General features: G+C 56.7%; 22 protein-coding genes. 15 read left to right on the top strand and 7 right to left on the bottom strand.

Annotated features, from left to right (window positions below):
* Position 1: 1 nt before the first annotated feature.
* The 4 genes from GTGU_RS11815 to GTGU_RS11800 form a co-directional block, all read right to left on the bottom strand.
* Positions 2–991, bottom strand: a complete 990-nt coding sequence (locus tag GTGU_RS11815) for an ABC transporter permease (RefSeq protein WP_038157116.1) — start codon at positions 989–991, stop codon at positions 2–4.
* Positions 984–2,483, bottom strand: coding sequence for a sugar ABC transporter ATP-binding protein (locus tag GTGU_RS11810; protein WP_038157114.1), 1,500 nt, complete (start codon positions 2,481–2,483; stop codon positions 984–986). Before GTGU_RS11810 ends, GTGU_RS11815 begins: the two co-directional genes overlap by 8 nt.
* Positions 2,484–2,586: 103 nt before the next feature.
* Positions 2,587–3,570: an autoinducer 2 ABC transporter substrate-binding protein gene (locus GTGU_RS11805; RefSeq protein ID WP_038157112.1), complete on the bottom strand. Its 984-nt coding sequence runs from the start codon at positions 3,568–3,570 to the stop codon at positions 2,587–2,589.
* A 327-nt stretch (positions 3,571–3,897) separates the two neighbouring features.
* Positions 3,898–5,097, bottom strand: coding sequence for an ROK family transcriptional regulator (locus GTGU_RS11800; protein WP_038157109.1), 1,200 nt, complete (start codon positions 5,095–5,097; stop codon positions 3,898–3,900).
* Between the two features lie 104 nt (positions 5,098–5,201).
* Here GTGU_RS11800 and GTGU_RS11795 point away from each other — a divergent pair, with 104 nt between their 5' ends.
* From GTGU_RS11795 to GTGU_RS11780, 4 genes are read left to right on the top strand one after another with little or no spacing between them, the layout of a single operon-like run.
* Positions 5,202–8,501 carry a DUF5107 domain-containing protein gene (locus GTGU_RS11795; protein WP_038157106.1) on the top strand — a complete coding sequence of 1,100 codons (3,300 nt, stop codon included), beginning with the start codon at positions 5,202–5,204 and terminating at the stop codon, positions 8,499–8,501.
* On the top strand, positions 8,498–9,937 hold the full coding sequence (locus GTGU_RS11790) for a sugar porter family MFS transporter (protein WP_038157104.1): 1,440 nt from the start codon (positions 8,498–8,500) through the stop codon (positions 9,935–9,937). The genes GTGU_RS11795 and GTGU_RS11790 overlap by 4 nt, the downstream gene beginning before the upstream one ends.
* Positions 9,937–10,803 (top strand): aldose 1-epimerase, encoded by an 867-nt coding sequence (locus tag GTGU_RS11785; RefSeq protein WP_038157102.1) that lies wholly within the window; start codon positions 9,937–9,939, stop codon positions 10,801–10,803. The genes GTGU_RS11790 and GTGU_RS11785 overlap by 1 nt, the downstream gene beginning before the upstream one ends.
* Before the next feature lie 54 nt (positions 10,804–10,857).
* On the top strand, positions 10,858–11,991 hold the full coding sequence (locus GTGU_RS11780; RefSeq protein ID WP_038157099.1) for a 3-phenylpropionate MFS transporter: 1,134 nt from the start codon (positions 10,858–10,860) through the stop codon (positions 11,989–11,991).
* Here the strand turns inward: GTGU_RS11780 and csiE are convergent.
* Both csiE and suhB read right to left on the bottom strand, forming a co-directional pair.
* Positions 11,988–13,265 carry a stationary phase inducible protein CsiE gene (csiE, locus tag GTGU_RS11775; protein ID WP_038157096.1) on the bottom strand — a complete coding sequence of 426 codons (1,278 nt, stop codon included), beginning with the start codon at positions 13,263–13,265 and terminating at the stop codon, positions 11,988–11,990. The two genes, GTGU_RS11780 and csiE, sit on opposite strands and share 4 nt — an antisense overlap.
* 161 nt (positions 13,266–13,426) lie before the next feature.
* Entirely contained in the window at positions 13,427–14,230 is an 804-nt protein-coding gene (suhB, locus tag GTGU_RS11770; RefSeq protein ID WP_038157094.1) for an inositol-1-monophosphatase, read from the bottom strand.
* 118 nt (positions 14,231–14,348) lie between these two features.
* On the opposite strand from suhB, the gene trmJ reads away from it, so the two are divergent.
* From trmJ to sseB, 11 genes are all read left to right on the top strand, one after another.
* The gene (trmJ, locus tag GTGU_RS11765; protein ID WP_038157091.1) at positions 14,349–15,092 is read left to right on the top strand and encodes a tRNA (cytosine(32)/uridine(32)-2'-O)-methyltransferase TrmJ; all 744 of its coding nucleotides are present in this window, start codon (positions 14,349–14,351) and stop codon (positions 15,090–15,092) included.
* 128 nt (positions 15,093–15,220) lie between these two features.
* Positions 15,221–15,712, top strand: a complete 492-nt coding sequence (gene iscR, locus GTGU_RS11760; RefSeq protein ID WP_038157088.1) for a Fe-S cluster assembly transcriptional regulator IscR — start codon at positions 15,221–15,223, stop codon at positions 15,710–15,712.
* A 118-nt stretch (positions 15,713–15,830) separates the two neighbouring features.
* Positions 15,831–17,045, top strand: coding sequence for a cysteine desulfurase (gene iscS, locus GTGU_RS11755; protein WP_038157086.1), 1,215 nt, complete (start codon positions 15,831–15,833; stop codon positions 17,043–17,045).
* A 26-nt stretch (positions 17,046–17,071) separates the two neighbouring features.
* Complete coding sequence (gene iscU, locus GTGU_RS11750) at positions 17,072–17,458, top strand: Fe-S cluster assembly scaffold IscU (protein WP_002913991.1); 387 nt, start codon at positions 17,072–17,074, stop codon at positions 17,456–17,458.
* A gap of 17 nt (positions 17,459–17,475) precedes the next feature.
* A complete protein-coding gene (gene iscA / locus GTGU_RS11745; protein WP_038157083.1) occupies positions 17,476–17,799 on the top strand; it encodes an iron-sulfur cluster assembly protein IscA in 324 nt (107 codons plus the stop codon).
* 72 nt (positions 17,800–17,871) lie between these two features.
* Positions 17,872–18,387, top strand: coding sequence for a co-chaperone HscB (gene hscB, locus GTGU_RS11740; RefSeq protein ID WP_038157080.1), 516 nt, complete (start codon positions 17,872–17,874; stop codon positions 18,385–18,387).
* Positions 18,388–18,401: 14 nt separating this feature from the next.
* Positions 18,402–20,252, top strand: a complete 1,851-nt coding sequence (gene hscA / locus GTGU_RS11735) for a Fe-S protein assembly chaperone HscA (RefSeq protein ID WP_038157077.1) — start codon at positions 18,402–18,404, stop codon at positions 20,250–20,252.
* Between the two features lies 1 nt (position 20,253).
* The gene (fdx, locus tag GTGU_RS11730) at positions 20,254–20,589 is read left to right on the top strand and encodes an ISC system 2Fe-2S type ferredoxin (RefSeq protein ID WP_038157075.1); all 336 of its coding nucleotides are present in this window, start codon (positions 20,254–20,256) and stop codon (positions 20,587–20,589) included.
* A gap of 1 nt (position 20,590) precedes the next feature.
* Entirely contained in the window at positions 20,591–20,791 is a 201-nt protein-coding gene (gene iscX / locus GTGU_RS11725) for a Fe-S cluster assembly protein IscX (RefSeq protein ID WP_003860650.1), read from the top strand.
* Between the two features lie 51 nt (positions 20,792–20,842).
* Positions 20,843–22,129: an aminopeptidase PepB gene (gene pepB / locus GTGU_RS11720; RefSeq protein ID WP_038157072.1), complete on the top strand. Its 1,287-nt coding sequence runs from the start codon at positions 20,843–20,845 to the stop codon at positions 22,127–22,129.
* An 8-nt stretch (positions 22,130–22,137) separates the two neighbouring features.
* On the top strand, positions 22,138–22,914 hold the full coding sequence (gene sseB / locus GTGU_RS11715; RefSeq protein WP_038157070.1) for an enhanced serine sensitivity protein SseB: 777 nt from the start codon (positions 22,138–22,140) through the stop codon (positions 22,912–22,914).
* Between the two features lie 76 nt (positions 22,915–22,990).
* Here sseB and sseA read toward each other — a convergent pair whose 3' ends face one another.
* Positions 22,991–23,836 carry a 3-mercaptopyruvate sulfurtransferase gene (gene sseA / locus GTGU_RS11710; RefSeq protein WP_038157068.1) on the bottom strand — a complete coding sequence of 282 codons (846 nt, stop codon included), beginning with the start codon at positions 23,834–23,836 and terminating at the stop codon, positions 22,991–22,993.
* Positions 23,837–24,015 lie beyond the last annotated feature (179 nt).

Below are 24,015 nucleotides of genomic sequence, written 5' to 3'. Positions count from 1 at the left end.
CTCAAAGCTCCCTTGCGAGTTTGCGTTTTTCATTCCAGGCCGTAGCGCTGATGCTGACCAGAATAATGGCGCCGCTAAAGACGGTGTGCCAGTAAGAGGAGACGCCAAGCAGCGTCAGACCGTTCTGCAAAAAAGCCAGCAGGATCACCCCGAGCAGTGTGCCGATAAGTGTGCCGCGTCCGCCGCTCATGCTGGTACCGCCCAGCACTACCGCCGCCAGTACCGTCAGCTCAAAACCGAGCAGTGAGTTGGGGGCGACCGACTGGGTGATTTGCGCCTGCACTACGGCGGCGATCCCGGCGAGGATCCCCATATAGCCATACACGTAAAAATGCAGTCTCAACAGGTTCAACCCCAGGCGCGATGCGGCGTCACGGTTGCCGCCCATGGCGTAAATCTGCCGTCCGAGACGGGTGTAATTCATCAGCACGGCGGTAAACAGGATGACGCCCGCCAGGCATAACAATGGCAGCGTCAGACCGTAGTCATAGCCATCCGCGGCGGTGAAGGAAAACCAGTTGATGCCGTTCATGAACCAGTCCGGGAAGCCGTACAGCCAGGTGCCTTTGGTGGCATAAACCAGCAGCCCGTAATAGACGTTCAGGGTGGCAATGGTGATGATGATTGCCGGCACGCGCAACCAGTAGACCAGGAAACCGTTGATCAACCCCAGCAGCAGGCCGACGGCGACAGAAATTAACAGCGCCAGCGCGAAGTTGCCGCCATGAGCGATCACCCAACTGGCCATCACATACTGAGCAATGGCGGTCATCGCCGGGAACGAGATGTCGATGCCGCCGGAAATCAGCACCACGAACAACCCGCAGGCCAGAATGCCGAGAATGGCGTAGCTGGTGGCGACGTCCGTCAGATTGCCCAGCGACAGAAACTCATCGGTACTGATGCTCAGCCCCACCGCCAGCGCTACTACCAGCAGGCCAAGCCAGAATTCGTGTTGTCCTAAAAGGTGCGAAAGACGTGCGTTATTCATTGACCACCTCAGCAATCTCCTCTTCGCGGCAACGATGAGGATTAAATTCCGCGACCAGTTCACCGCGGCGCATCACCAGCACGCGGTGGCTGTTGTAATACGCTTCCGGGATCTCGTCACAAATCATCAGCACCGCCATCCCTTGTTCGGCAAGGTCACGGGCTATCTGATAGATCCCCTCTTTATTGGCGATATCCACGCCGACGGTGGGGGAGTCGAGAATGAGGATCCGCGGGTTGGTCGCCACCCATTTGGCGATGGCAATGCGCTGCGCGTTACCGCCTGAGAGGGTTTTCACTGGCAGTTGCGGATCAGAGACTTTTATATTCAGCTCGCGTATCAAATCGCTGACCAGCGTCTGCGCTTTCTGATGATCGAGCAGACCGCTGCGGGTGTGCAGCTTGTCAAATACCGTGACGATGGTGTTGTCGTAGATCGACTGCTCCATGATAAGACCCTGCGTCAGCCTGTCTTCCGACACGTAGCCGATGCCGTGTTTTATCGCGTCATGGTTATTGCGCAGCCGGACAGGTTTGCCGTTAATGCGGATCTCGCCGCTTTCCGGGTGGGTCATACCAAAGAGACTCAGGCACAGTTCGGTGCGCCCGGCGCCAAGCAGGCCGACAATCGACACAATTTCGCCGCTACGCAGCGAGAGATTAATATTGCGGTATTTACCTTTGCGGCTCAGCCCACGCAGTTCCAGCATCGGCTCCTGTTCGACCGGGGGTTTCTCAGGCAGCGGGCTGTAATGGAAACGCTGCCCGGTCATCAGGAAGGCCAGCTCGTGGCTGTCGAGTTCCTGTGCCGGAAACGTACCGACTAACTTGCCGTCGCGCATCACACTGATGCGGTCTGCCACTTCCATCACCTCATCCAGACGATGGCTGACAAACACCACGCAAATCCCGGCGGCTTTCAGTTCACTGACCACCCGCAGCAGGCCGTTGACTTCCTGGCGGGTAAGGGAGGCGGTGGGTTCATCCATAATCACCAGTCGGGCATCGGCGGCGATAGCGCGGCAGATAGCCACCAGCTGGCGGTCGGCAATCGACAGTTTTTCGACTTTTTTATCAGGATCGATACGTACGCCGATGCGCTGCATCGCGGCCAGCGCCTGTTTTTTCATCGCACCGCGGCGGACCCAGATATCACCACCCGGCAGATACCGATTGACGGCGATATTTTCCGCCACGCTGAAATTGGGGAATAACGACAGGTCCTGATAGATGACCTGAATACCATAATGGGCGGACAGCGACGGCGTCAGCTGATGAAACAGTTTGCCGTCGAGTAAAATCTGCGCCCCTTTTTCCGGATGATATACACCGGAAATCACTTTGATGATCGTGCTTTTACCACAGCCGTTCTGTCCTGCCAGACAGTGAACTTCACCTTTATTCAGCGTCAGGCTCACGTTATCCAGCGCCAGCACGCCCGGGAATTGCTTGCTGATATTCTCAAGAGTGATAAATGCGGTGGTGTCTGTCATGACAATGCCCCTGCAAGCGCCCCGCAGGGCGCTAGTGTAAATCCGGGTGATAATTGCCGGCCAGACGGCCGGCGTTGGGGTTCCCTGGTGCGGGCAGAGTGCCTCAGAAACCGAGCGATTGCGCGTTGTCTTTGGTGACTTCGAGGATCTTGTTAAAGCGGATCACTTTCTTCTCCATGTCGACGTCGGCTTTCCCTAAGCCATCAATGGTCAGATCCTGGGTGACGGCTTTGCCCTGCAACAGCTGATCAGCCACTGTCACCAGCGCATAACCGGCATCACGCGGATCCCACAGCAGCGCTTTTTTGATATCGCCGCGCATCAGGTAAGGCGCGGCCTGACCTGGCATGGCAATACCCACCACCGCTACTTTATCTTTCGCGCGTTTTTTCTGTACCGCCTGGCCTGCACCAATCGGGCCGAGCGAACCGAAACCGATGATCCCTTTCATTTGCGGATAGGTTTTCATCAGGTCAAGCGTGGTGGCGTAAGACTTATCGATGCTTTCCGCCACCGGCAGACGCGAGGTGACTTCAAACATATCCGGGTATTTTTCTTTCTGATATTTGATGGCGGAATCGGCCCATGCGTTATGCAGTGGCACGGTTAAGGAGCCCACGTAAATGGCGTACCCGCCTTTGCCACCCATATCCTTCGCCAGCTCATCGATGTTGGCCTGCGCGTATTTCTCGCTATCGATGGTTTCAATATCCCACTGACCGATCTGCTGGTCAGGCGATTCATGGGTCAGCACGACAATGCCTTTGTCGCGGGCTTTTTTCAGCACCGGCTCCAGCACCTTAGCGTCGTTAGGCACCACGATAATGGCGTTCACGTTTTTGGCGATCAGATCTTCAATCACCTTCACCTGCTGCGCAGGGTCGGGCGTTGACGGGCCAGTCTGATACGCGTTGACATCCAATTTTTTAGCCGCTTCGCTAACACCTGTTTCCATGCGGTTGAACCACGGAATGCCGGTGACTTTCGCCACTACCGCGATTTCATATTTTTCCGCCGCAAAGGAAGGACCGGACAACATGCAAGCAGAAACCAGAGTTGCACTGAGTAATGCGAGTTTGAATTTCATAGTTGTACCTTTTGGGAGACAGAGGCATGTCACGGACAGGAGGTTATCAACGAAGGGAAGAGGGAATGAATCATAGTTTTCAGGAATGTGATTAATGCCCAGAATTGTAAATGCATGGATAATACAAAGTTAATATTTGGTTATTTTTAACATTTATCTCATGAATTGTAAGGTTTTAAATGTTAAATAATCCTCGTATTTAAACTTAAAATTAACAAATTAGTATCAATTATATTCACGGAGAGACGCTTTTCCCGTCATTCGCGTCAAATCGTCCGCAAAAAATGTTTCAGGTTTGTGAACTGAATCGAGACAGGAAAAACGCCGTTATCCCCCCTCGTCATTCAGTTGTGATTCCACGTACAAATAGCCAATACCAAGAATTTGTTGGGCGCGACTCAGCCTGCCGAAGCTGATTTGCGTCGCTTTCGCCTGCGGATTGTCACCGTGATCAAACGGGTTGAACCCGGTCTGCCTGACGATGGTGTTCAGCCAGCGTTCGCCGAACGCGCAGCTGCGACCATACAGCCAGATCTGATTGATATTAAGGATGTTGAGGAAGTTATACAGGCTCAGACCAATGGCGCTGGCGGCATGTTCCACCCATGCCTGAATACGCACATCGCCGTTGCGCCAGGCCTCAATCAGCGCTGCGGTGGTGAGCGCGTCCGGGTTGAGTGTGCTGTCAGGCTGGGTTTTCAGCCATATCCGCGCCTGCTTTTTCAGTGCGCTGAGGGAGGCGATAGTTTCCAGACAGCCGTAGCGGCCACAATCGCAGGCGGAACCATCGGGATTGACAATGGTGTGGCCGATCTGACCGCTGCCGTACAGGCTGCCGCGCCAGATTTTATCACCTATCACGAACGAGGAGCCGATCCCATAATCGACGTTGATGACGCAGAAATCCTGCAATGCTGACGGATTCTGCCATTTTTCCGCGAGTGCCAGCATGGCGCAGTCGTTGTCCATACGCACCTGCACCCCAAGCCGCTCTTCCAGCAGATATTTCATCTCCACCGGCGTTTTCCAGCGCGCCTGCGGCATGGTTTGCGACACCCCGGTGACCGGATCGACCTGCCCGTGAACCCCCAGCGCCAGGTTGATGCGCTGTTCCGGGAAGCGCAGCCGGTACTGACGCCAGTGTTCAGCAATGTGGTTGAGCAGTATTTGCGGAGTTTGCGCGTCGAACGACTGATGCCCCGGTTCGCCAACGGGCAGCAAACGGGCATCGGCCAGCTGGCTGTCAATACCGGTGGGGGTGATGTTCATGCACAGCGTCCACGCTCCACTCTGCGGGATTTGATAGCTGCCGCTATTAAGACCGCGGGCACTCATTTTTTCCGCTGAATGGCTGATTTTTCCTTCGTCCAGCAGCTCCTGCAAAATGTTGCTCACCGCCGGAATCGACAGCCCGGTGAGCTGCGCCAGCCGTGACTTGCTGAGCTGTTTTTCCCGCCACAGATGCGCCAGGAAAATGGCCTTATTAGCCTCGCGAACGCGTGCATTGTTGAAACCAGATCGCAACATACACTTAACTCCCTTAACTGTAATGCGTGAGCGTTGATTGCTTTATGTACGATATCGCCCACTACACTCCTGATTTTACTTTACTGCATTTAGTGGAGAACAGCATGTACGGTTCAGTAAAAGTGTGGCAGGAGACGCTTTCACTTCCCACATGGACCACCGGGGCGGAAGACACCAACCCGATGTTTCTTGAAAAGCGCGTTTATCAGGGGTCATCGGGAGCGGTATACCCATATGGCGTAATCGATACGCTGACCGGTCAGCGCGAAATGCGCGACTACCAGGCAGTGTGGATGGAAAACGACTTCATCCGTGTGCTGCTGTTGCCGGAACTGGGCGGGCGTATCCACCGCGCCTTTGATAAGGTCAAACAGCGCGATTTTGTCTATTACAACGAAGTGGTGAAACCGGCGCTGGTGGGGCTGCTGGGGCCATGGATTTCCGGCGGTATCGAATTTAACTGGCCGCAGCATCACCGTCCGACCACTTTCATGCCGGTCGATTTTATTATTCAGGCATCAAACGATGGCGCACAAACGGTCTGGATGGGCGAAGCGGAACCGATGCGCGGTTTGCAGGTGATGACCGGCTTCACGCTGTATCCCGATCGGGCACTGATCGAGATTACCGGCAAAGTGTTTAACGGCAACGCCACGCCGCGCCATTTTTTGTGGTGGGCGAATCCGGCGGTGAAGGGCGGCGACGATCACCAGAGCGTCTTTCCCCCGGACGTCACAGCGGTGTTTGATCACGGCAAGCGCGACGTCTCGGCGTTCCCGATTGCCACCGGCACTTATTACAAAGTGGATTATTCGGCAGGCGTCGATATCTCCCGCTACAAAAACGTCCCGGTGCCCACTTCCTACATGGCGGAAAAATCGGATTATGATTTTGTCGGCGCGTATCATCACGGCGAGCGCGGCGGTCTGCTGCATGTTGCTGATCACCATATTTCGCCTGGTAAAAAGCAGTGGACGTGGGGTTATGACGATTTCGGCCAGGCGTGGGATCGTAATCTCACCGATCGCAACGGCCCGTATATCGAACTGATGACGGGGGTGTTCACCGACAACCAGCCTGATTTCACCTGGCTTGCCCCTTACGAAGAAAAAGTGTTTGTGCAGAACTTCCTGCCATACAGCGAACTGGCGACAGTGCAGAACGCCAGCACCTCGCTGGCGCTGAAGCTGGAAAGGGAGAATGGTCAACTGGTGTTGGGAATGTACGCCGTTGCGCCGCTGGAGAATGTCGTTGTTGAACTGAGCGCCGACGGTGTGCCTCTGTGGGAAACCACGCTGTCGCTGCAACCGGGAAACAGCTGGCTGGAAACAATGGCCGATCGTTTTTCGCAACGTTTAACCCTGACGGTTCGTTCGGCCACTGGCCAGACGCTGCTCAGCTATCAGGAGCATATCGCCGAAGAAACCCCGCTGCCGGATCCGGCCCGCGCCCCCGCGCAGCCACAGGATCTTACCAACAGTGACGAGCTGTACTTTATCGGCCAGCATCTGGAGCAGTACAACCACGCCAGCCGTTTTGCCGCAGATTATTACCGCCGGGCGCTGGAACTGGATCCGCAGGACTATCGCAACAACGTCGCGCTCGGCACGCTGGCGCTTAACAGCGCCGACTGGCCGCAGGCGGAGCTGTGCGCCCGCGCCGCACTGGCAAGAGCGCACCGGCTGAACAAAAATCCGCGCGATGGCGAAGCCAGCATGCTGCTCGGCAGCGCGCTGGAACGACAGGGCGAAGAGGCTGAAGCCCGTGAGCACTATTTCAAAGCAAGCTGGAGTGGTAACTGCCGCGATGCGGCCTGGTGGTCGCTGGCGCGCCTGGCGGCGAAAACGGGCAACTGGCAGGATGCGTTGGCGCATGTCGATCTCAGTCTCCAGTTCAACGGTAGCAACCTGTTGGCGATGGGACTGAAAGCGCTGGCGTTATCTCATGTTCGGGACAATACCGCCGCGCTGGCGTACATCAGTGAGTGCCTGAAACGCTACCCACTGAATTATCCGCTTCATTACGTCCGTTGGTCTTTGCTGCGTGATGCGCCGTCGTTGCGTGAATTGCGTCAGGTCACCGGGTCGCGTGGCGCGAATGTCTGTCTGCTGGCGGGATGGTTAACTTCGTTGGGGCAGACCGATGCCGCCCGCGAGATGCTGGAAAACCTCGACTGCCAGGAAGCGCTGCCGCTGCTGTGGCTGGCCTCGCTGACAGACGACCCGGTCATACGCCAGCAGCTTATCGCTGCTGCCGAAGCGCAGCATGCGCGCCATGTTCGTTTCCCCAACACCCTCGACGAAGTGCAGATGCTGCAAGTCCTCGGCGACACCCCTTTCGCCAGTTATCTGCTGGGCTGTTTCTGGTACAGCAAACGGCGCTATGCCCCGGCAGTGGCCTGCTGGCAGACGACGCTACAACAGCGGCCGGATTTTGCTCCGGCGCATCGCCTGCTGGGGATCTACGCCTGGAATAAGCAACAGGATGCGCAGCAAGCGCTGGCCGCATTGCAGCGGGCGGTTGAACTGGAGCCGGAAAATGCCCGTTTCCTGTTCGAACTTGATTTCCTTAACAAACAACTGGGCGAAGCGGTGGAGCAACGGCTTTGCCGTCTCGAAGCGTGGCAGGCGGTGGTGCTGCGGCGCGATGATCTCACTGCTGAGTTGCTGAGCCTGTGGAACATCAGTGGTCACTACGACGCGGCGGCGCAGGTATTGCAGGAGCGCGAATTTCACCCGTGGGAAGGGGGCGAAGGCAAAATCACCGGCCAGTATCTGCTCAACCAGCAGCACCGGGCGCTGGCGGCTATCGCAGCCGGGGAGTACAGCGAGGCGCAGGGGTTGTTAACCGCGGCATTGCGTTACCCGTACAACCTGGGTGAAGGGCGTTTGCCAGGTCAGACCGACAACGACATCTGGTATCTGCTCGGCTATTGCGCGGCACAGCTTGGCAACCATGAACAGGCACAGGGGCATTTCCGCCAGGCGTCGCGGGGCGATTCCTGCCTCGATGCCGGTCGTTACTACAACGATCAGCCTGCCGATTATCTCTTCTGGCAAGGGATGGCGATGCGGGCGCTCGGCCGCACGGCAGAGGCAGCTCGCCATTTCCGTGCCTTCGCGGAGTGGGTCGCTGTACATGAGAACACCATCCCGGAAGCCGATTTCTTCGCCGTGTCGTTGCCGGATCTGGTAGTGCTGGACACGCCGCCATCTCACCGCCATCGCGAGCATTGTCTGTTCATCACAGCACTCGGGCAACTGGGCGAAGGGAATGTCGCGGCCTGCGACGCGACGATAGCAAGTCTGTTAACACTCAACCCGGCTCATGACAAAGCGCATCTGCTGCGCCATGCGCTGGCGTGCGGCATTTTTGCGTCACTCTCAACAGAGGCACTTTTATGAACAATACGCAGACACAACTGAATATGGGCTATGTCTGGACGATCTGTCTGGTCGCGGCCTGCGGTGGATTGCTGTTTGGTTATGACTGGGTGGTGATTGGCGGGGCGAAGCCGTTCTACGAGGCGTGGTTCTCCATCACTGACCCTGCGCAGTCGGGCTGGGCGATGAGCTCCGCGCTGGCCGGTTGCATCTTTGGCGCGCTGATTTCCGGCTGGTGTGCCGACAAACTGGGGCGTCGCCTGCCGCTGATCCTGTCGGCTATCCTGTTCAGCGCCTCGGCGCTGGGAACGGCGCTCGCCACCAGTTTCGACATGTTCGTTATCTACCGCATTGTTGGCGGTGTCGGCATCGGTCTCGCGTCTGCCCTCAGTCCGCTGTATATCGCGGAAGTGAGTCCGGCGGAGAAACGTGGACGCTTTGTCGCCGTTAACCAGTTGACTATTGTGATTGGCGTGCTGGCGGCGCAGCTTATCAACCTGATCATCGCTGATCCGGTACCTGGCGGTGCGACGCAGCAGATGCTGGTCGATACCTGGAACGGTCAGATGGGCTGGCGCTGGATGTTCGGCGCGGAGCTGATCCCGGCGCTGGCGTTTCTGGTGTTAATGTTTTTTGTCCCGGAATCGCCGCGCTGGCTGGTGAAAGCCGGAAAACCAGAGCGCGCAAGAACGATGCTGGAGCGTATCGGCTCGAAAGGCTACGCGGCGCAGACATTGCAGGATATCGCACAGACCCTGCAACAGGACAATCATAAAGTCTCGTATTCCACCCTGTTGCAGCCGCAAATCAAACCCATCGTCATTATCGGCATGGTGCTGGCGGTGTTCCAGCAGTGGTGCGGAATTAACGTCATCTTTAACTATGCGCAGGAGATTTTTGCCTCCGCCGGGTTTGATATCAACGGCACGCTGAAATCCATTGTGGCGACCGGGATCATCAACCTTGTCTTTACCATCGCCGCGCTGCCGCTGGTGGATAAACTGGGCCGCCGCAAGCTGATGCTGCTTGGTGCCGCCGGTCTGACAGTCATCTATGTACTGATTGCCGGTGCTTACGCCATGGGCGTGATGGGTTGGCCGGTATTGGTGCTGGTTCTCGCGGCGATAGCCATCTACGCACTGACCCTGGCACCGGTGACCTGGGTGCTGCTGTCGGAAATCTTCCCGACCCGTGTGCGCGGTCTGGCGATGTCGCTTGGCACCCTGGCGCTGTGGATTGCCTGCTTCCTGCTGACCTACACTTTCCCGCTGCTGAACGCCAGCCTCGGCGCGGCGGGTAGTTTCCTGCTTTACGGTGTGATTTGTGCGGCGGGGTATCTCTACATTCTGCGTAATGTTCCGGAAACGAAAGGTGTGACGCTGGAGGCGCTGGAAGCACAACTGGCACAACTGCACCAGAAACACCCTGCAGGCGCGAACCCGGAGTCAATGCGTTAATGGACGGGGTTCTGCAACTGGAAAACGCGCATCTGCGGATGCGCGTTGATCCGCAGGGCGGCGCGCTGAAACAGCTCTTTTCCCTGACATTTCAGCGTCCGGTATTGTACGACGCCGCAGAACCCGCGGCGCTGTTCCCGATGTTGCCGCTGGCGAACCGGGTAGCAGAAAACCAGTTCTGGTTGCAGGGCAGGGAGATAGTGCTGCCGCAGAGCCCGGTGGATGCCGATTTTTATCTTCATGGCGACGGCTGGCTAAAACGCTGGCAGGTGTTGACGCAGTCTGACAGCGATTGCGAACTGCAACTGCGCAGCCAGCACCCCTGTGGTTTTGATTATCTGGCGCGTCTGCGTTATCAGCTCCATGGCAACGCGCTGCACGCGACGTTACACCTGACCCATTGCGGCGCAACGCCGATGCTTTACGGGCTGGGGTTTCATCCCTGGTTTCATTTTGCTGCTCATAGCCGTGTGCAGTTCAGCGCCAGCGGATACTGGCCGGAAGGGGACAAGCATCTGCCACAAGCGTGGCAGCCACAACTGCCGGATGCCGCTGATTTCGGCCACCCGACGTATGGGCGCGATGAATGGCTGAATGTCTGCTATTCCGGCTGGAACGGGCAGGCGCAGATTACTGACGACGTGATGTGCGTCACGCTTCTCGCGCAAACTCCGTGGTTGATGCTGTTCAGGATGTCGGGTCAGTCATTCCTTTGCCTTGAACCCCAGAGCCACCCGGTCAACGCCCATCGTCAGCCGGGTCAGCCCGGACTGGTACTGTTACAGGAAGGGGATGAAACCCGCTTCGCCATCTCAATTGTGGTCAGCGCTTCGCCAGAAGGAGAGGAAGCCGCCCTTAAACAGTAGCTTGCACCCGCCATCGTTTATCGCCAGACTATCGCCACCATTTCGGGAGGGATCATGGTCTTGCACTCCACGCGCTGGCTGGCGCTCAGCTATTTCACCTACTTTTTCAGCTACGGTATTTTTCTGCCTTTCTGGAGCGTCTGGCTCAAGGGAACGGGTCTGACACCAGAAACCATTGGTATTTTGCTGGGGGCAGGACTGGTCGCCCGTTTTCTCGGCAGCCTGCTGATTGCACCCCGCGTCAGCGATCCCTCACGGCTTATCACTGCCCTGCGCATGCTGGCTCTGCTTGCCCTGCTGTTTGTGCTGGCGTTTTGGGCCGGGCAAAACGTGGCATGGCTGATGGTCGTTATGATCGGCTTTAACCTCTTTTTCTCGCCACTGGTGCCGCTTACCGATGCGCTGGCCAATACCTGGCAAAAGCAGATCACCATGGATTATGGCCGGGTGCGGTTGTGGGGATCGGTCGCCTTTGTCATTGGCTCGGCGCTGACCGGTAAACTGGTGAGTCTGTTTGATTACCGGGCGATTCTGGTGCTGATCAGTCTCGGCATCGCCTCGATGCTGCTCGGCATGTTGCTGCGCCCGTCAGTGCTGCCACAGGGCGAAGCCCGCCATCAGGAAGCCGCGGGCTGGCCGGCCTGGCGCGCGCTGATGGCGCAGAGCTGGCGGTTCCTCGCCTGCGTTTGTCTGCTACAGGGCGCGCACGCGGCCTACTATGGCTTCAGTGCCATTTACTGGCAGGGGGCGGGCTATTCTGCTTCTGCGGTGGGGTATCTCTGGTCGCTGGGCGTCGTGGCTGAAGTGATCATCTTCGCGTTGAGCAAAAAAGTGTTTCGCCGTTTCAGCGCGCGGGATCTGCTGCTGCTTTCGGCAGTGTGCGGTATTGTGCGCTGGAGCCTGATGGGCTGGACGACGGCGCTGCCGTGGCTTATCGTCGCGCAAATCCTCCACTGCGGCACTTTCACTGTCTGCCATCTGGCAGCCATGCGCTATATCGCCGCGCGGCAGGGCAGTGAAGTTATCCGCCTGCAGGCGGTGTACTCCGCCGTTGCGATGGGCGGCAGCATCGCGGTAATGACCGTTTTCGCCGGGTTCCTCTATCAGCATCTGCATCAGGGCGTATTCTGGGTGATGGCGCTGGTCGCCGTACCGGCACTGTTTGTCCGTCCGAAGGCAGTGAATTAAGCCTCGAGCATTTTGCAGATTTGCTGCCGCTGATGTTCACTCAGCAGATCGCGGGCATGGATCAGCGGCGGTGAAAACAGCGGCAACGTCACGGCGTATGGCGTAACCACCAGCGCCACGCCTTTGGGCGCCCCCTCGGTCTGGAAATCCCCGATGGTCTGGTTTTTGATGTTGATCGGCAGCAGGGTTAACTCGCGAAGCTGCCGCTCTAATTCACTTTCCAGATACGGATTATCACCGGTGAGCAGCAGTACCTGTTTTTCATGCAGCTCGCTCTCCTGCATCAACCAGGCGCCGAAAATCACCGCCACCAGCCCCGACTCCTCATCGGTAAAGCGAATACCGAAATCTTCTTCAAAGTCGTGCAACGCAATTCGCGTGGTACGCATCAGCCGTGGATAAAGATGGTGAATCTCTTCCGGCAGGCTGTTATCAATGCCAATGCTGAAAATCGAGCGGTTCAGCGCCTGAGAGAGATGAATATAGAGCTGATCGCGCAGCCCCTGCTCATCGCTGAATTCACGACCAGCCATCCCCTGAAACCGTTCGATCAACCGTGAGATCGCCAGTTGCAGACGGCGGTCGTGCAAATGCCCGTCGTGCACCGGATCCGGGGTGCGTAGCATCATAAAAAGTAGCGTCAGGAAACGATGCTCATCTTCATGGGGAAGCTGATGAATGCGGCGCTGCCAGTGGCGAACGATCTCTTCCGCCACCTGATGTTCAATGCGCGCCTCAGTCCAGTTCTGCTGTACGGCGCTGAACGAGGGCGTCAGCCCATGATGATGTTGCAGCAGACAGTATTGCAGAAACAGTCGCAGGAAATGCAGATCGCGGCATTCAAACTGTCGGTGCAGACCGCGTGCACAGCGGTTGATGAGCGCCTGCAAATTGGTGTCATCATATAACGTCCGGGCAATGCCTGCCTGCTTCAGTTGCGTTTTCAGTGCTGGCGTGTAGTGATGGCTGATAAACGCCGGGCATAAACGCAGCGCACGGCGCAGCCAGTGCAGCAGACACAGGCGCTGGTCGAGTGGAGTGCCTTCAATCCGGTAGCAGCCGTCATCCTGTGTGGCGATGGTGAGCCGATGGTAGCGCTGTAACTCATCGTTAATGTCAGCGATATCCAGTCTGGCGGTGTCGTCATCTACATGATTCACATTGCTGATGTATTGATGGGTAATTTCCTGCCCCGGAAGAGATAACATCAGCAGCGTCTGGCAGCGGCGCTGCGGACTGGAAAGCGCAGATGGTGTAGCAATCTCTGTCATCATCTGTCAGATTCCAGTTAGGGTTTTGGATAAGAATAGCTAAAGGATTGACAGACGAAAGCGCAGCCGCCGGGGTTTGCGCAAGGATTGCAGGCACAGTTCACAGAATTTTTGCCGTACCAGGAGGGGAAGCCCGGCGAGCAGAACGTCGCCGGGCAGAGCGATTAGCGCTTCAGCGCCTCGCTTAATTCTTCACGCATATTTGCCAGCATCGCTTTCACCACACGCGGGTTGCCAGCGACGATGTTGCCGGTGGTCATGTAATTGTGGCCGCCAGTGAAATCGCTGACGATACCGCCCGCTTCACGCACCAGTAGTTCGCCTGCGGCGAAATCCCACGGGCGCAGACCGATTTCAAAGAAACCGTCAACACGACCGGCAGCCACATAGGCCAGATCCAGCGCGGCAGAACCGGTGCGACGGAAATCCGCGCATTCAGTGAACAGTTTACCGACGATGTTGATGTAAGCGGGGGCGTGCTGTTTGGCTTTGAACGGGAAACCGGTCGCCAGAATCGTGCCATCCAGGTCGCGGGCAGTGCTGCCGCGCAGACGGTAACCGTTCAGCTGTGCGCCCTGACCGCGGGTGGCCGTGAACAGTTCGTTACGCATTGGATCGTAAACCACCGCGACTTCGGTACGACCTTTAATGCGTACAGCGATGGACACCGAGAAGTGCGGCAGACGTTTGATGAAGTTGGTGGTGCCATCCAGTGGATCAATAACCCATTGCACATCCTGATCTTCGCCTGCGTGCTCACCGCTTTCTTCGGTGATAATGGTGTGTTGCGGGTAGGATTTGCGGATCGTCTCGATAATGACCGCTTCAGCGGATTTATCAACGTTGGTCACGAAATCGTTGCTGCCTTTCTGGCTCGCTTCTACAGCGTCCGGGGTTTCATAGTTTTTGGCAATTAAATTACCCGCCTTGCGCGCAGCGCGTACGGCGATGTTCAGCATCGGATGCATCGGTTACTCTCACTGGATGTTAAAGAACGGAAAAACGGCGCATATCATAGCAGCGAATTCGGAATCTGTCTCCGCTTTATGATAATATGGACGAATAATCTTTTATCGAAGAAAACCAATGCTGCAAAATATTCGAATCGTGCTGGTAGAAACCTCCCACACCGGCAATATGGGCTCCGTCGCCCGTGCTATGAAGACGATGGGCCTCACCAATCTCTGGCTGGTCAATCCCCTTGTAAAACCCGATTCCCAGGCTATCGCCCTGGCGGCAGGGGCCAGTGATGTGATTGGCAACGCACAAATCGTCGATACGCTTGACGAGGCGCTCGCAGGTTGTAGTCTGGTCGTCGGCACCAGCGCGCGTTCACGTACGCTGCCGTGGCCGATGCTTGACCCGCGCGAATGTGGGCTGAAAAGCATCAGTGAAGCAACGCATGCACCAGTGGCGCTGGTATTTGGTCGCGAACGCGTTGGCCTGACCAACGACGAGCTGCAGAAGTGTCATTATCATGTCGCTATCGCCGCGAACCCGGAATACAGCTCGCTCAATCTGGCGATGGCGGTGCAGGTGATTGCCTATGAAGTCCGGATGGCGTGGCTGGCGACACAAGAACGTGGCGAGCCTGAGCAGTCTCATGACGAGACGCCGTATCCCCTGGTGGACGATCTCGAACGTTTTTATGGGCATCTTGAAAAAACCTTGCTGGCGACCGGGTTTATCCGCGAAAGCCATCCAGGGCAGGTCATGAATAAACTGCGCCGCCTGTTTACGCGCGCACGTCCTGAAAGCCAGGAACTGAACATCCTGCGCGGGATTCTGGCGTCGATTGAACAGACGCAGAAAGAGCGCACGGAACGCTAAATACCTGACTAAATTAGTCAAGTAAATAGTTGACCATTTTACTCGGGAATGTCAGACTTGGCCCTGCTATGCACTATCCCCATATTAATAAAACCCCGGGCAGGGGCGAGTTTGAGGTGAAGTAAGACATGAGACTGACATCTAAAGGGCGTTATGCCGTGACCGCGATGCTGGACGTTGCGCTCAACTCCGAAGCGGGCCCGGTTCCGTTGGCAGATATTTCAGAACGACAAGGAATTTCACTTTCCTATCTGGAGCAGCTGTTCTCCCGTTTACGTAAAAATGGTCTGGTGTCCAGCGTACGTGGACCCGGCGGTGGCTATCTGCTCGGTAAAGACGCGGGCAGCATCGCTGTCGGTGAAGTGATCAGCGCCGTTGATGAATCTGTGGACGCCACTCGTTGTCAGGGTAAAGGCGGCTGCCAGGGTGGCGATAAATGCCTGACCCACGCACTGTGGCGCGATCTGAGCGATCGCCTGACCGGCTTCCTGAACAATATTACTCTTGGCGAGTTGGTTAACAACCAGGAAATCCTGGATGTCTCTGGCCGCCAGCAGACGCAAGAAACCCAACGCAGCAACCGCACGCAGGATTCCATCGACGTTAAACTGCGCGCGTAAATAAAAAGATAAGTATTTCAGAATCAGGCCGGGGCGTTAACTCGTCCCGTGTACTCGGTCGTACATCCAGCCGGTTGCCTGGTTCCTTGCATTGAGTGATGTACGGAGTTTAAGAGCAATGAAATTACCGATTTATCTCGACTACTCCGCAACCACGCCGGTGGACCCGCGTGTTGCCGAGAAAATGATGCAGTTTTTGACCCTGGACGGGACTTTTGGTAACCCCGCTTCTCGTTCTCACCGTTTTGGCTGGCAGGCTGAGGAGGCGGTAGATATCGCCCGTAATCAGATTGCTGAGCTGGTCGGCGCTGACCCGCGTGAAATTGTTTTCACCTCCGGCGCGACCGAATCCGATAACCTGGCGATCAAAGGCGCTGCCAACTTCTATCAGAAAAAAGGCAAGCACATTATCACCAGCAAAACCGAACACAAGGCCGTGCTGGACACCTGTCGCCAGCTGGAGCGCGAAGGTTTCGAAGTGACTTACCTGGCGCCGCAGCGCAACGGGATCATTGACCTGAAAGAACTCGAAGCGGCCATGCGTGACGACACCATCCTCGTCTCCATCATGCACGTGAACAACGAAATCGGCGTGGTGCAGGATATCGCGACCATCGGCGAAATGTGCCGTGCGCGTGGCATCATCTACCACGTTGATGCGACCCAGAGCGTCGGCAAACTGCCTATCGACCTCAGCCAACTGAAAGTTGACCTGATGTCCTTCTCGGGTCACAAAATTTATGGCCCGAAAGGCATTGGCGCGCTGTACGTGCGTCGTAAACCGCGTATCCGCATCGAAGCGCAAATGCATGGCGGCGGTCACGAGCGCGGCATGCGTTCCGGGACGTTGCCGGTGCACCAGATTGTTGGCATGGGTGAAGCATACCGTATCGCCAAAGAAGAGATGGAAACCGAAATGGCGCGTCTGCGCGGTCTGCGTAACCGTCTGTGGAACGGCATCAACGATATCGAAGAAGTGTACCTCAACGGTGACCTTGAGCAGGGCGCGCCAAACATTCTCAACGTCAGCTTTAACTACGTTGAAGGCGAGTCGTTGATCATGGCGCTGAAAGACCTGGCTGTCTCTTCCGGTTCTGCGTGTACTTCCGCAAGTCTGGAACCGTCCTACGTGCTGCGCGCGCTGGGCATGAATGACGAGCTGGCGCATAGCTCTATCCGTTTCTCTTTAGGTCGTTTTACTACCGAAGAAGAGATTGACTACACCATCGAACTGGTTCGCAAATCTATCGGTCGTCTGCGCGAACTGTCTCCGCTGTGGGACATGTTTAAGCAGGGCGTGGATCTGAACACCATCGAATGGTCACATCACTAATCGGTATCTGATAAGGAGAATTCATCATGGCATACAGCGAAAAAGTCATCGATCATTACGAGAATCCACGTAACGTGGGGTCTTTCGACAACAGCGACGAGAATGTCGGCAGCGGTATGGTGGGTGCACCGGCCTGTGGCGATGTGATGAAGTTGCAGATCAAAGTCAACAATGAAGGTATTATTGAAGACGCGCGCTTCAAGACCTATGGCTGCGGTTCCGCCATCGCGTCCAGCTCCCTCGTGACCGAGTGGGTGAAAGGGAAATCGCTGGACGAAGCGCAGGCGATTAAAAACACCGATATCGCAGACGAACTGGAACTGCCGCCGGTGAAAATTCACTGCTCTATCCTGGCAGAAGACGCGATTAAAGCCGCGATTGCGGATTACAAAAGCAAACGTGAAGCCAAATAATTAGTTGAGGTCGTTGTATGTCGATTACCCTTAGCGACAGTGCTGCAGCACGAGTAAATTCCTTCCTGGCCAACCGAGGCAAAGGCTTTGGCCTGCGTCTAGGCGTGCGTACTTCCGGCTGTTCAGGCATGGCCTATGTGCTGGAGTTTGTTGACGAGCCTACGGCGGAAGACACTGTGTTCGAAGACAAAGGCGTGAAGGTTGTTATCGATGGCAAAAGCCTGCAATTCCTCAACGGCACTCAGCTGGACTTCGTCAAAGAAGGCCTCAACGAAGGGTTTAAATTCACCAACCCGAACGTGAAAGATGAGTGCGGTTGCGGCGAAAGCTTCAACGTTTGACAGTATGTCCCGATAACCCCACCGCGCCTGCGTGAGTGGGGTTTGCTTTACCACGTTAACCCTGAGATTGTTATGGATTATTTCACCCTCTTTGGGTTGCCAGCCCGCTACCAGCTCGACGCGCAACAGCTCTCCACCCGGTTCCAGGATTTGCAACGCCAGTTCCACCCGGACAAATTCGCCAGCCACTCTCAGTCTGAACAGCTTGCCGCTGTACAGCAATCCGCCACTATTAACCAGGCCTGGCAGACGCTGCGCCATCCGCTGACGCGTGCCGAATATCTGCTCTCACTGCATGGCTTCGATCTGGCGAGTGAGCAGCATACCGTACGTGACACGGCGTTTCTGATGGAACAACTCGAACTGCGCGAAGAGCTTGACGAGATTGAGCAGGCGAAAGACGAACGTCGCCTTGCGGCATTTATAACGCGAGTGAAAGGCATGTTTGATACCCGCCATCAGCTGATGGTGGAACAACTGGATAGCGAGACGTGGGACGCGGCGGCGGATACCGTGCGCAAACTCCGCTTTCTCGATAAACTGCGAAGCAGTGCTGAACAACTCGAAGAAAAGCTGCTCGATTTTTAATTTCGGAAGCAATTATGGCCTTATTACAAATTAGTGAGCCTGGTCTGAGTGCTGCGCCGCACCAGCGTCGTCTGGCGGCAGGTATTGATTTAGGCACCACCAATTCCCTGGTGGCCACCGTACGTAGTGGTCAGGCAGAAACGCTGGCTGACGATAACGGTCGCCATTTACTGCCGTCGGTGGTCCAGTACCAGCCGGACGGGCACCGTGTTGGCTACGATGCCCGCGCTACTGCCGCGCAGGATCCCGCTAACACCATAAGCTCCGTCAAACGCATGATGGGCCGCTCCCTTGCCGACATTCAGGCACGTTACCCGCACTTGCCGTACCAGTTGCAGGCAAGCGAAAACGGCCTGCCGATGATCCACACCGCGTCGGGGATCGTTAACCCGATTCGCGTCTCCGCCGATATTCTTAAAGCGCTGGCGGCTCGCGCGACCGCCACGCTTGAGGGCGAGCTGGACGGCGTGGTCATCACCGTTCCGGCCTATTTTGACGATGCGCAGCGTCAGGGCACCAAAGACGCCGCGCGTCTGGCCGGGCTGCACGTGTTGCGTCTGCTCAACGAACCCACCGCTGCAGCGATTGCCTACGGCCTCGATTCCGGTCAGGAAGGGGTGATTGCGGTTTACGATCTCGGCGGCGGCACCTTTGATATCTCGATTCTGCGCCTGAGCCGCGGTGTGTTCGAAGTACTGGCGACCGGCGGTGACTCCGCGCTCGGCGGCGACGATTTCGACCATCTGCTGGCGGATCACCTGCGTGAGCAGGCGGGGATCAGCGATCGCAGCAATGCCCGCGTTGAGCGTGAATTTCTTGATGCGGCAACCGCCGCGAAAATCGCCCTCAGTGATGCCGACGAAACCAGCGTTGCAGTGGCGGGCTGGACGGGCACGGTCACCCGCGAACAGTTCGATGCGCTTATTGCTTCCCTTGTCAAACGTACGTTGCTGGCCTGTCGCCGCGCTCTGAAAGATGCCGGTGTTGAGGCTGACGAGGTGCTGGAGGTGGTGATGGTGGGCGGCTCCACCCGCGTGCCGTTGGTGCGCGAGCAAGTGGGCGAATTCTTTGGTCGCCAGCCGTTAACCGCCATTGACCCGGACAAAGTGGTCGCCATTGGCGCGGCGATTCAGGCGGATATTCTGGTGGGCAACAAGCCAGACAGTGAAATGCTGCTGCTGGATGTCATCCCGCTCTCCCTTGGTCTTGAAACCATGGGCGGTCTGGTGGAGAAAGTGATCCCGCGAAACACCACCATTCCGGTGGCGCGCGCGCAGGAATTCACCACCTTCAAAGACGGGCAGACAGCGATGTCTATTCACGTGATGCAGGGCGAGCGCGAACTGGTGCAGGATTGCCGATCGCTGGCGCGTTTTGCGCTGCGTGGGATCCCGGCGTTACCGGCAGGCGGCGCACATATTCGCGTCACCTTCCAGGTGGACGCTGACGGTCTGCTGAGCGTCTCGGCGATGGAAAAATCCACGGGTGTTGAAGCCTCAATTCAGGTGAAACCGTCTTACGGTCTGACCGACAGCGAAATCGCCACAATGATTCAGGATTCCATGAGCTTTGCCGGGCAGGACGTGAAAGCACGCATGCTGGTTGAGCAAAAAGTGGAGGCTGCTCGCGTGCTTGAAAGCCTGCATAGCGCGCTTGCCGCTGATGCCGCGCTGTTAAGCGCCGCAGAACGTCAGGTGATCGACGATGCCGCCGCGCACCTGCGCGCCGTGGCAGAGAGCGATGACACTGACGCTATCGAACAAGCCATTAAAAACGTAGACAAACAAACCCAGGAATTCGCCGCTCGCCGGATGGACAAATCTGTTCGTACCGCGCTGAAAGGCCATTCTGTGGACGAGGTTTAATATGCCAAAGATTGTTTTTCTGCCTCATCAGGACCTCTGTCCGGATGGCGCAGTTGTGGAAGCTGAGACCGGTGAATCTATTCTTGATGCGGCCCTGCGTAGCGGCATCGAGATTGAACACGCCTGCGAAAAATCCTGCGCCTGCACAACCTGTCACTGCGTTGTTCGTGAAGGTTTTGACTCACTGGCGGAAAGTACCGAAGACGAAGACGACATGCTGGATAAAGCCTGGGGTCTGGAGCCGGAAAGCCGCTTAGGCTGCCAGGCGCGCGTTGCCGATGAAGACCTGGTGGTTGAAATCCCGCGTTATACTATCAACCACGCACGCGAGCATTAATATGGGACTGAAATGGACCGACAGCCGTGAAATCGGCGAGGCGCTGTACGACGCAAACCCGGATCTCGACCCGAAAACCGTTCGCTTCACCGATATGCATCAGTGGATTTGCGATTTGGAAGATTTCGACGACGATCCCAACGCATCCAATGAAAAAATTCTGGAAGCGATTCTGTTAGTCTGGTTAGACGAAGCCGAATGATTCATATGCGGGCTGCCACTGGCAGCCCGTTTGTTAAGAAGGATAAAAATAATGACAGAAGCGATGAAGATTACACTGTCCACCCAGCCTGCCGATGCGCGCTGGGGTGACAAAGCCAGTTACAGCGTGAATAACGATGGCATTACCCTGCACCTGAATGGCAAAGATGATTTAGGCTTGATCCAGCGCGCGGCGCGCAAAATCGACGGCATGGGCATCAAACATGTCGCGTTGACCGGCGAAGGCTGGGACACCGACCGCAGCTGGGCGTTCTGGGCCGGTTACAAAGGGCCGAAAGGCACCCGCCAGATTGACTGGGCCGATCTCGACGACGCGCAGCGTCAGGAGCTGGACAACCGCCTGCTGATTATCGACTGGGTCCGCGACACCATTAACGCACCCGCCGAAGAGTTAGGGCCATCGCAGCTGGCGCAGCGCGCGGTGGATCTGCTGTGCAACGTGGCCTGTGACAACGTTCATTACCGCATCACCAAAGGCGAAGATCTGCGCGAGCAGAAATACATGGGGATCCACACCGTCGGACGCGGTTCTGAGCGTGCTCCGGTATTGCTGGCGCTTGATTACAACCCGACTGGCGATGAAAACGCCCCGGTGTTTGCCTGCCTCGTGGGTAAAGGCATCACCTTTGATTCCGGTGGTTACAGCCTCAAACAAAGCGCGTTCATGGATTCAATGAAATCCGATATGGGCGGCGCGGCGCTGGTGACAGGCGCGCTGGCGTTCGCCATTACCCGCGGTCTTAACAAACGCGTCAAACTCTACCTCTGCTGCGCAGACAACATGGTCAGTGGCAACGCCTTCAAACTTGGCGACATCATTCACTACCGTAACGGTAAAAATGTTGAAGTGATGAACACTGATGCTGAAGGTCGTCTGGTACTGGCTGACGGGCTCATTGACGCCTCAGCGCAGAAACCGGAACTGCTGATTGACGCCGCGACGCTGACAGGTGCGGCGAAAACCGCATTGGGCAATGATTATCACGCTCTGTTCAGTTTCGACGATGTGCTGGCGAACCGCCTGATGGCGAGCGCGGCGCAAGAGAACGAACCGTTCTGGCGCCTGCCGCTGGCGGAGTTCCACCGCAATCAACTGCCGTCCAATTTTGCTGAACTGAACAACACCGCCAGCGCGGCGTTCCCGGCCGGAGCCAGCACTGCCGCCGGTTTCCTGTCGCACTTCGTGGAAAACTATCAGCAAGGCTGGCTGCACATTGACTGTTCAGCGACCTATCGTAAAGCGGCGGTGGAGCAGTGGGCCGCGGGCGCGACCGGTCTTGGTGTGCGCACCATTGCCAATTTGTTAACCGCAGAGTAATCGTTGTTATGGCTGAAACCAAAAACGAATTAGAAACGCTGCTGGAACAGGCTGCCACAGAGCCGGCACATCGTCCGGCGTTTTTCCGCACCCTGCTGGAGTCTACTGTCTGGGTGCCTGGTACCGCGGCAGAAGGCGACGCGGTGGTGGAAGACAGCGCACTGGATTTACAGCACTGGGAAAAAGAAGATGGTGCGACGGTGATCCCGTTCTTCACTTCGCTTGAAGCCTTACAACAGGCAGTAGAAGAGGAACAGGCTTTTGTCGTCATGCCGGTGCGTACTCTGTTTGAAATGACGCTCGGCGAAACCCTGTTTCTCAACGCTAAACTGCCAACCGGGAAAGAGTTCACGCCGCGGGAAATCAGCCTGTTAATTGGCGACGAAGGGCATCCGCTGCACACGCAGGAAGTGCGGGAAGGCGGGGCGTCGTTACTGTTGTCGGAAGTGGCGGAGCCACCTGCGCAGATGATCGACTCCCTGACGACGCTGTTTAAAACCATCAAACCGGTGAAACGCGCGTTTCTGTGCTCCATCAAAGAGACCGCGGACGAGCAGCCGGTGCTGCTGATTGGCATTGAAGCGGATGGCGATATCGAAGAGATCATTCATGCCGCAGGCAGCGTGGCAACTGACACATTGCCGGGTGATGAGCCGATTGATATCTGCCAGGTGGTGAAAGGTGAGAAGGGCATCAGTCACTTTATTACCGAACACATCACACCGTTCTATGAACGCCGCTGGGGCGGCTTCCTGCGCGATTTCAAAACCAATCGCATTATCTGATGTGGTTTGCCGGATGGCGTTGCGCTTACCCGACCTACAGATCGTAGGCCGTGCAAGCGCAGCGCCGCCGGACAAATTATTTCGCTGGTTCGACCGGGAGATCCGCCCGCGCACCCCATTCGCACCAGGAGCCGTCATACAGCGCGACTTCATCCGCTTCCAGTGTTGCCAGCGCCAGCGCCACCACGGCGGCGGTCACACCGGAACCACAACTGGTAATGATTGGGCGGTGCAAATCCACGCCCTGACGGGCGAAAATCGCTTCCAGCTCATCAGTCGTTTTCAGTTCACCGTTAATCACCAGATCGCCCCACGGCACGTTTTTCGCGCCAGGGACGTGCCCGCGACGCAGCCCTGGACGAGGCTCATCCGCCTGCCCGTTGAAACGGGGCGCCGGTCGCGCATCAACAATCTGCGCAGAGCCTTCGTGGCTTGCCAGCAACACATCGGTCAACCGCATCACTTCATCGCCGGTAAAGGCGACTTCAAAATCACCTTCCGGCAGGGTAACGTCGCCTTTATCGAGCAGCAGATCATCGCGCTGCCAGCCCGCGAGCCCGCCTGCCAGAATTGACACGCGCTCAACGCCAAAAGTGCGCAGCATCCACCACGCGCGCGGCGCAGAGAAGAGATTGCCTTCGTCATACACCACCAGATGTTTGTCGTTGCTGATGCCCAGCTCGCGCATGGCGACGGCAAACGCCTCCGGGCGCGGCAGCATATGAGGAAGGGGATTGGTTCGATCAGAAAGGGCTTCGATATTAAAAAAAACCGCCCCCGGAAGATGACCCGCCCGGTACTCTGCGGCCATGTCACGGTGCTCCTGGCCCGGAGGGGCCAGACGGGCGTCAAGGATCTGAATATCTGAATCGTTAATATGCTCGGCCAGCCAGTCGGCTGCGACAAAGTATGAAGTCGTCATGGTTGCCTCCCGCAAAATATCACCCCCGAATTGTCGATGTTTTTCTGAATATCGACAAGCCTGCAACCCGCTAATTCGCTATGCGGTCACACAGAAGGCATCTCCGGTCTGAAAAAGACTGAAATCTGACAGGTTTGCTGCTACTGGTAAAAGCGAGATTCCCGCATAATACTGAGTTA

It is taken from the genome of Trabulsiella guamensis ATCC 49490 (assembly GCF_000734965.1).
Taxonomy (GTDB): domain Bacteria; phylum Pseudomonadota; class Gammaproteobacteria; order Enterobacterales; family Enterobacteriaceae; genus Trabulsiella; species Trabulsiella guamensis.
This window is presented reverse-complemented; position numbering and strand designations above follow the sequence as displayed.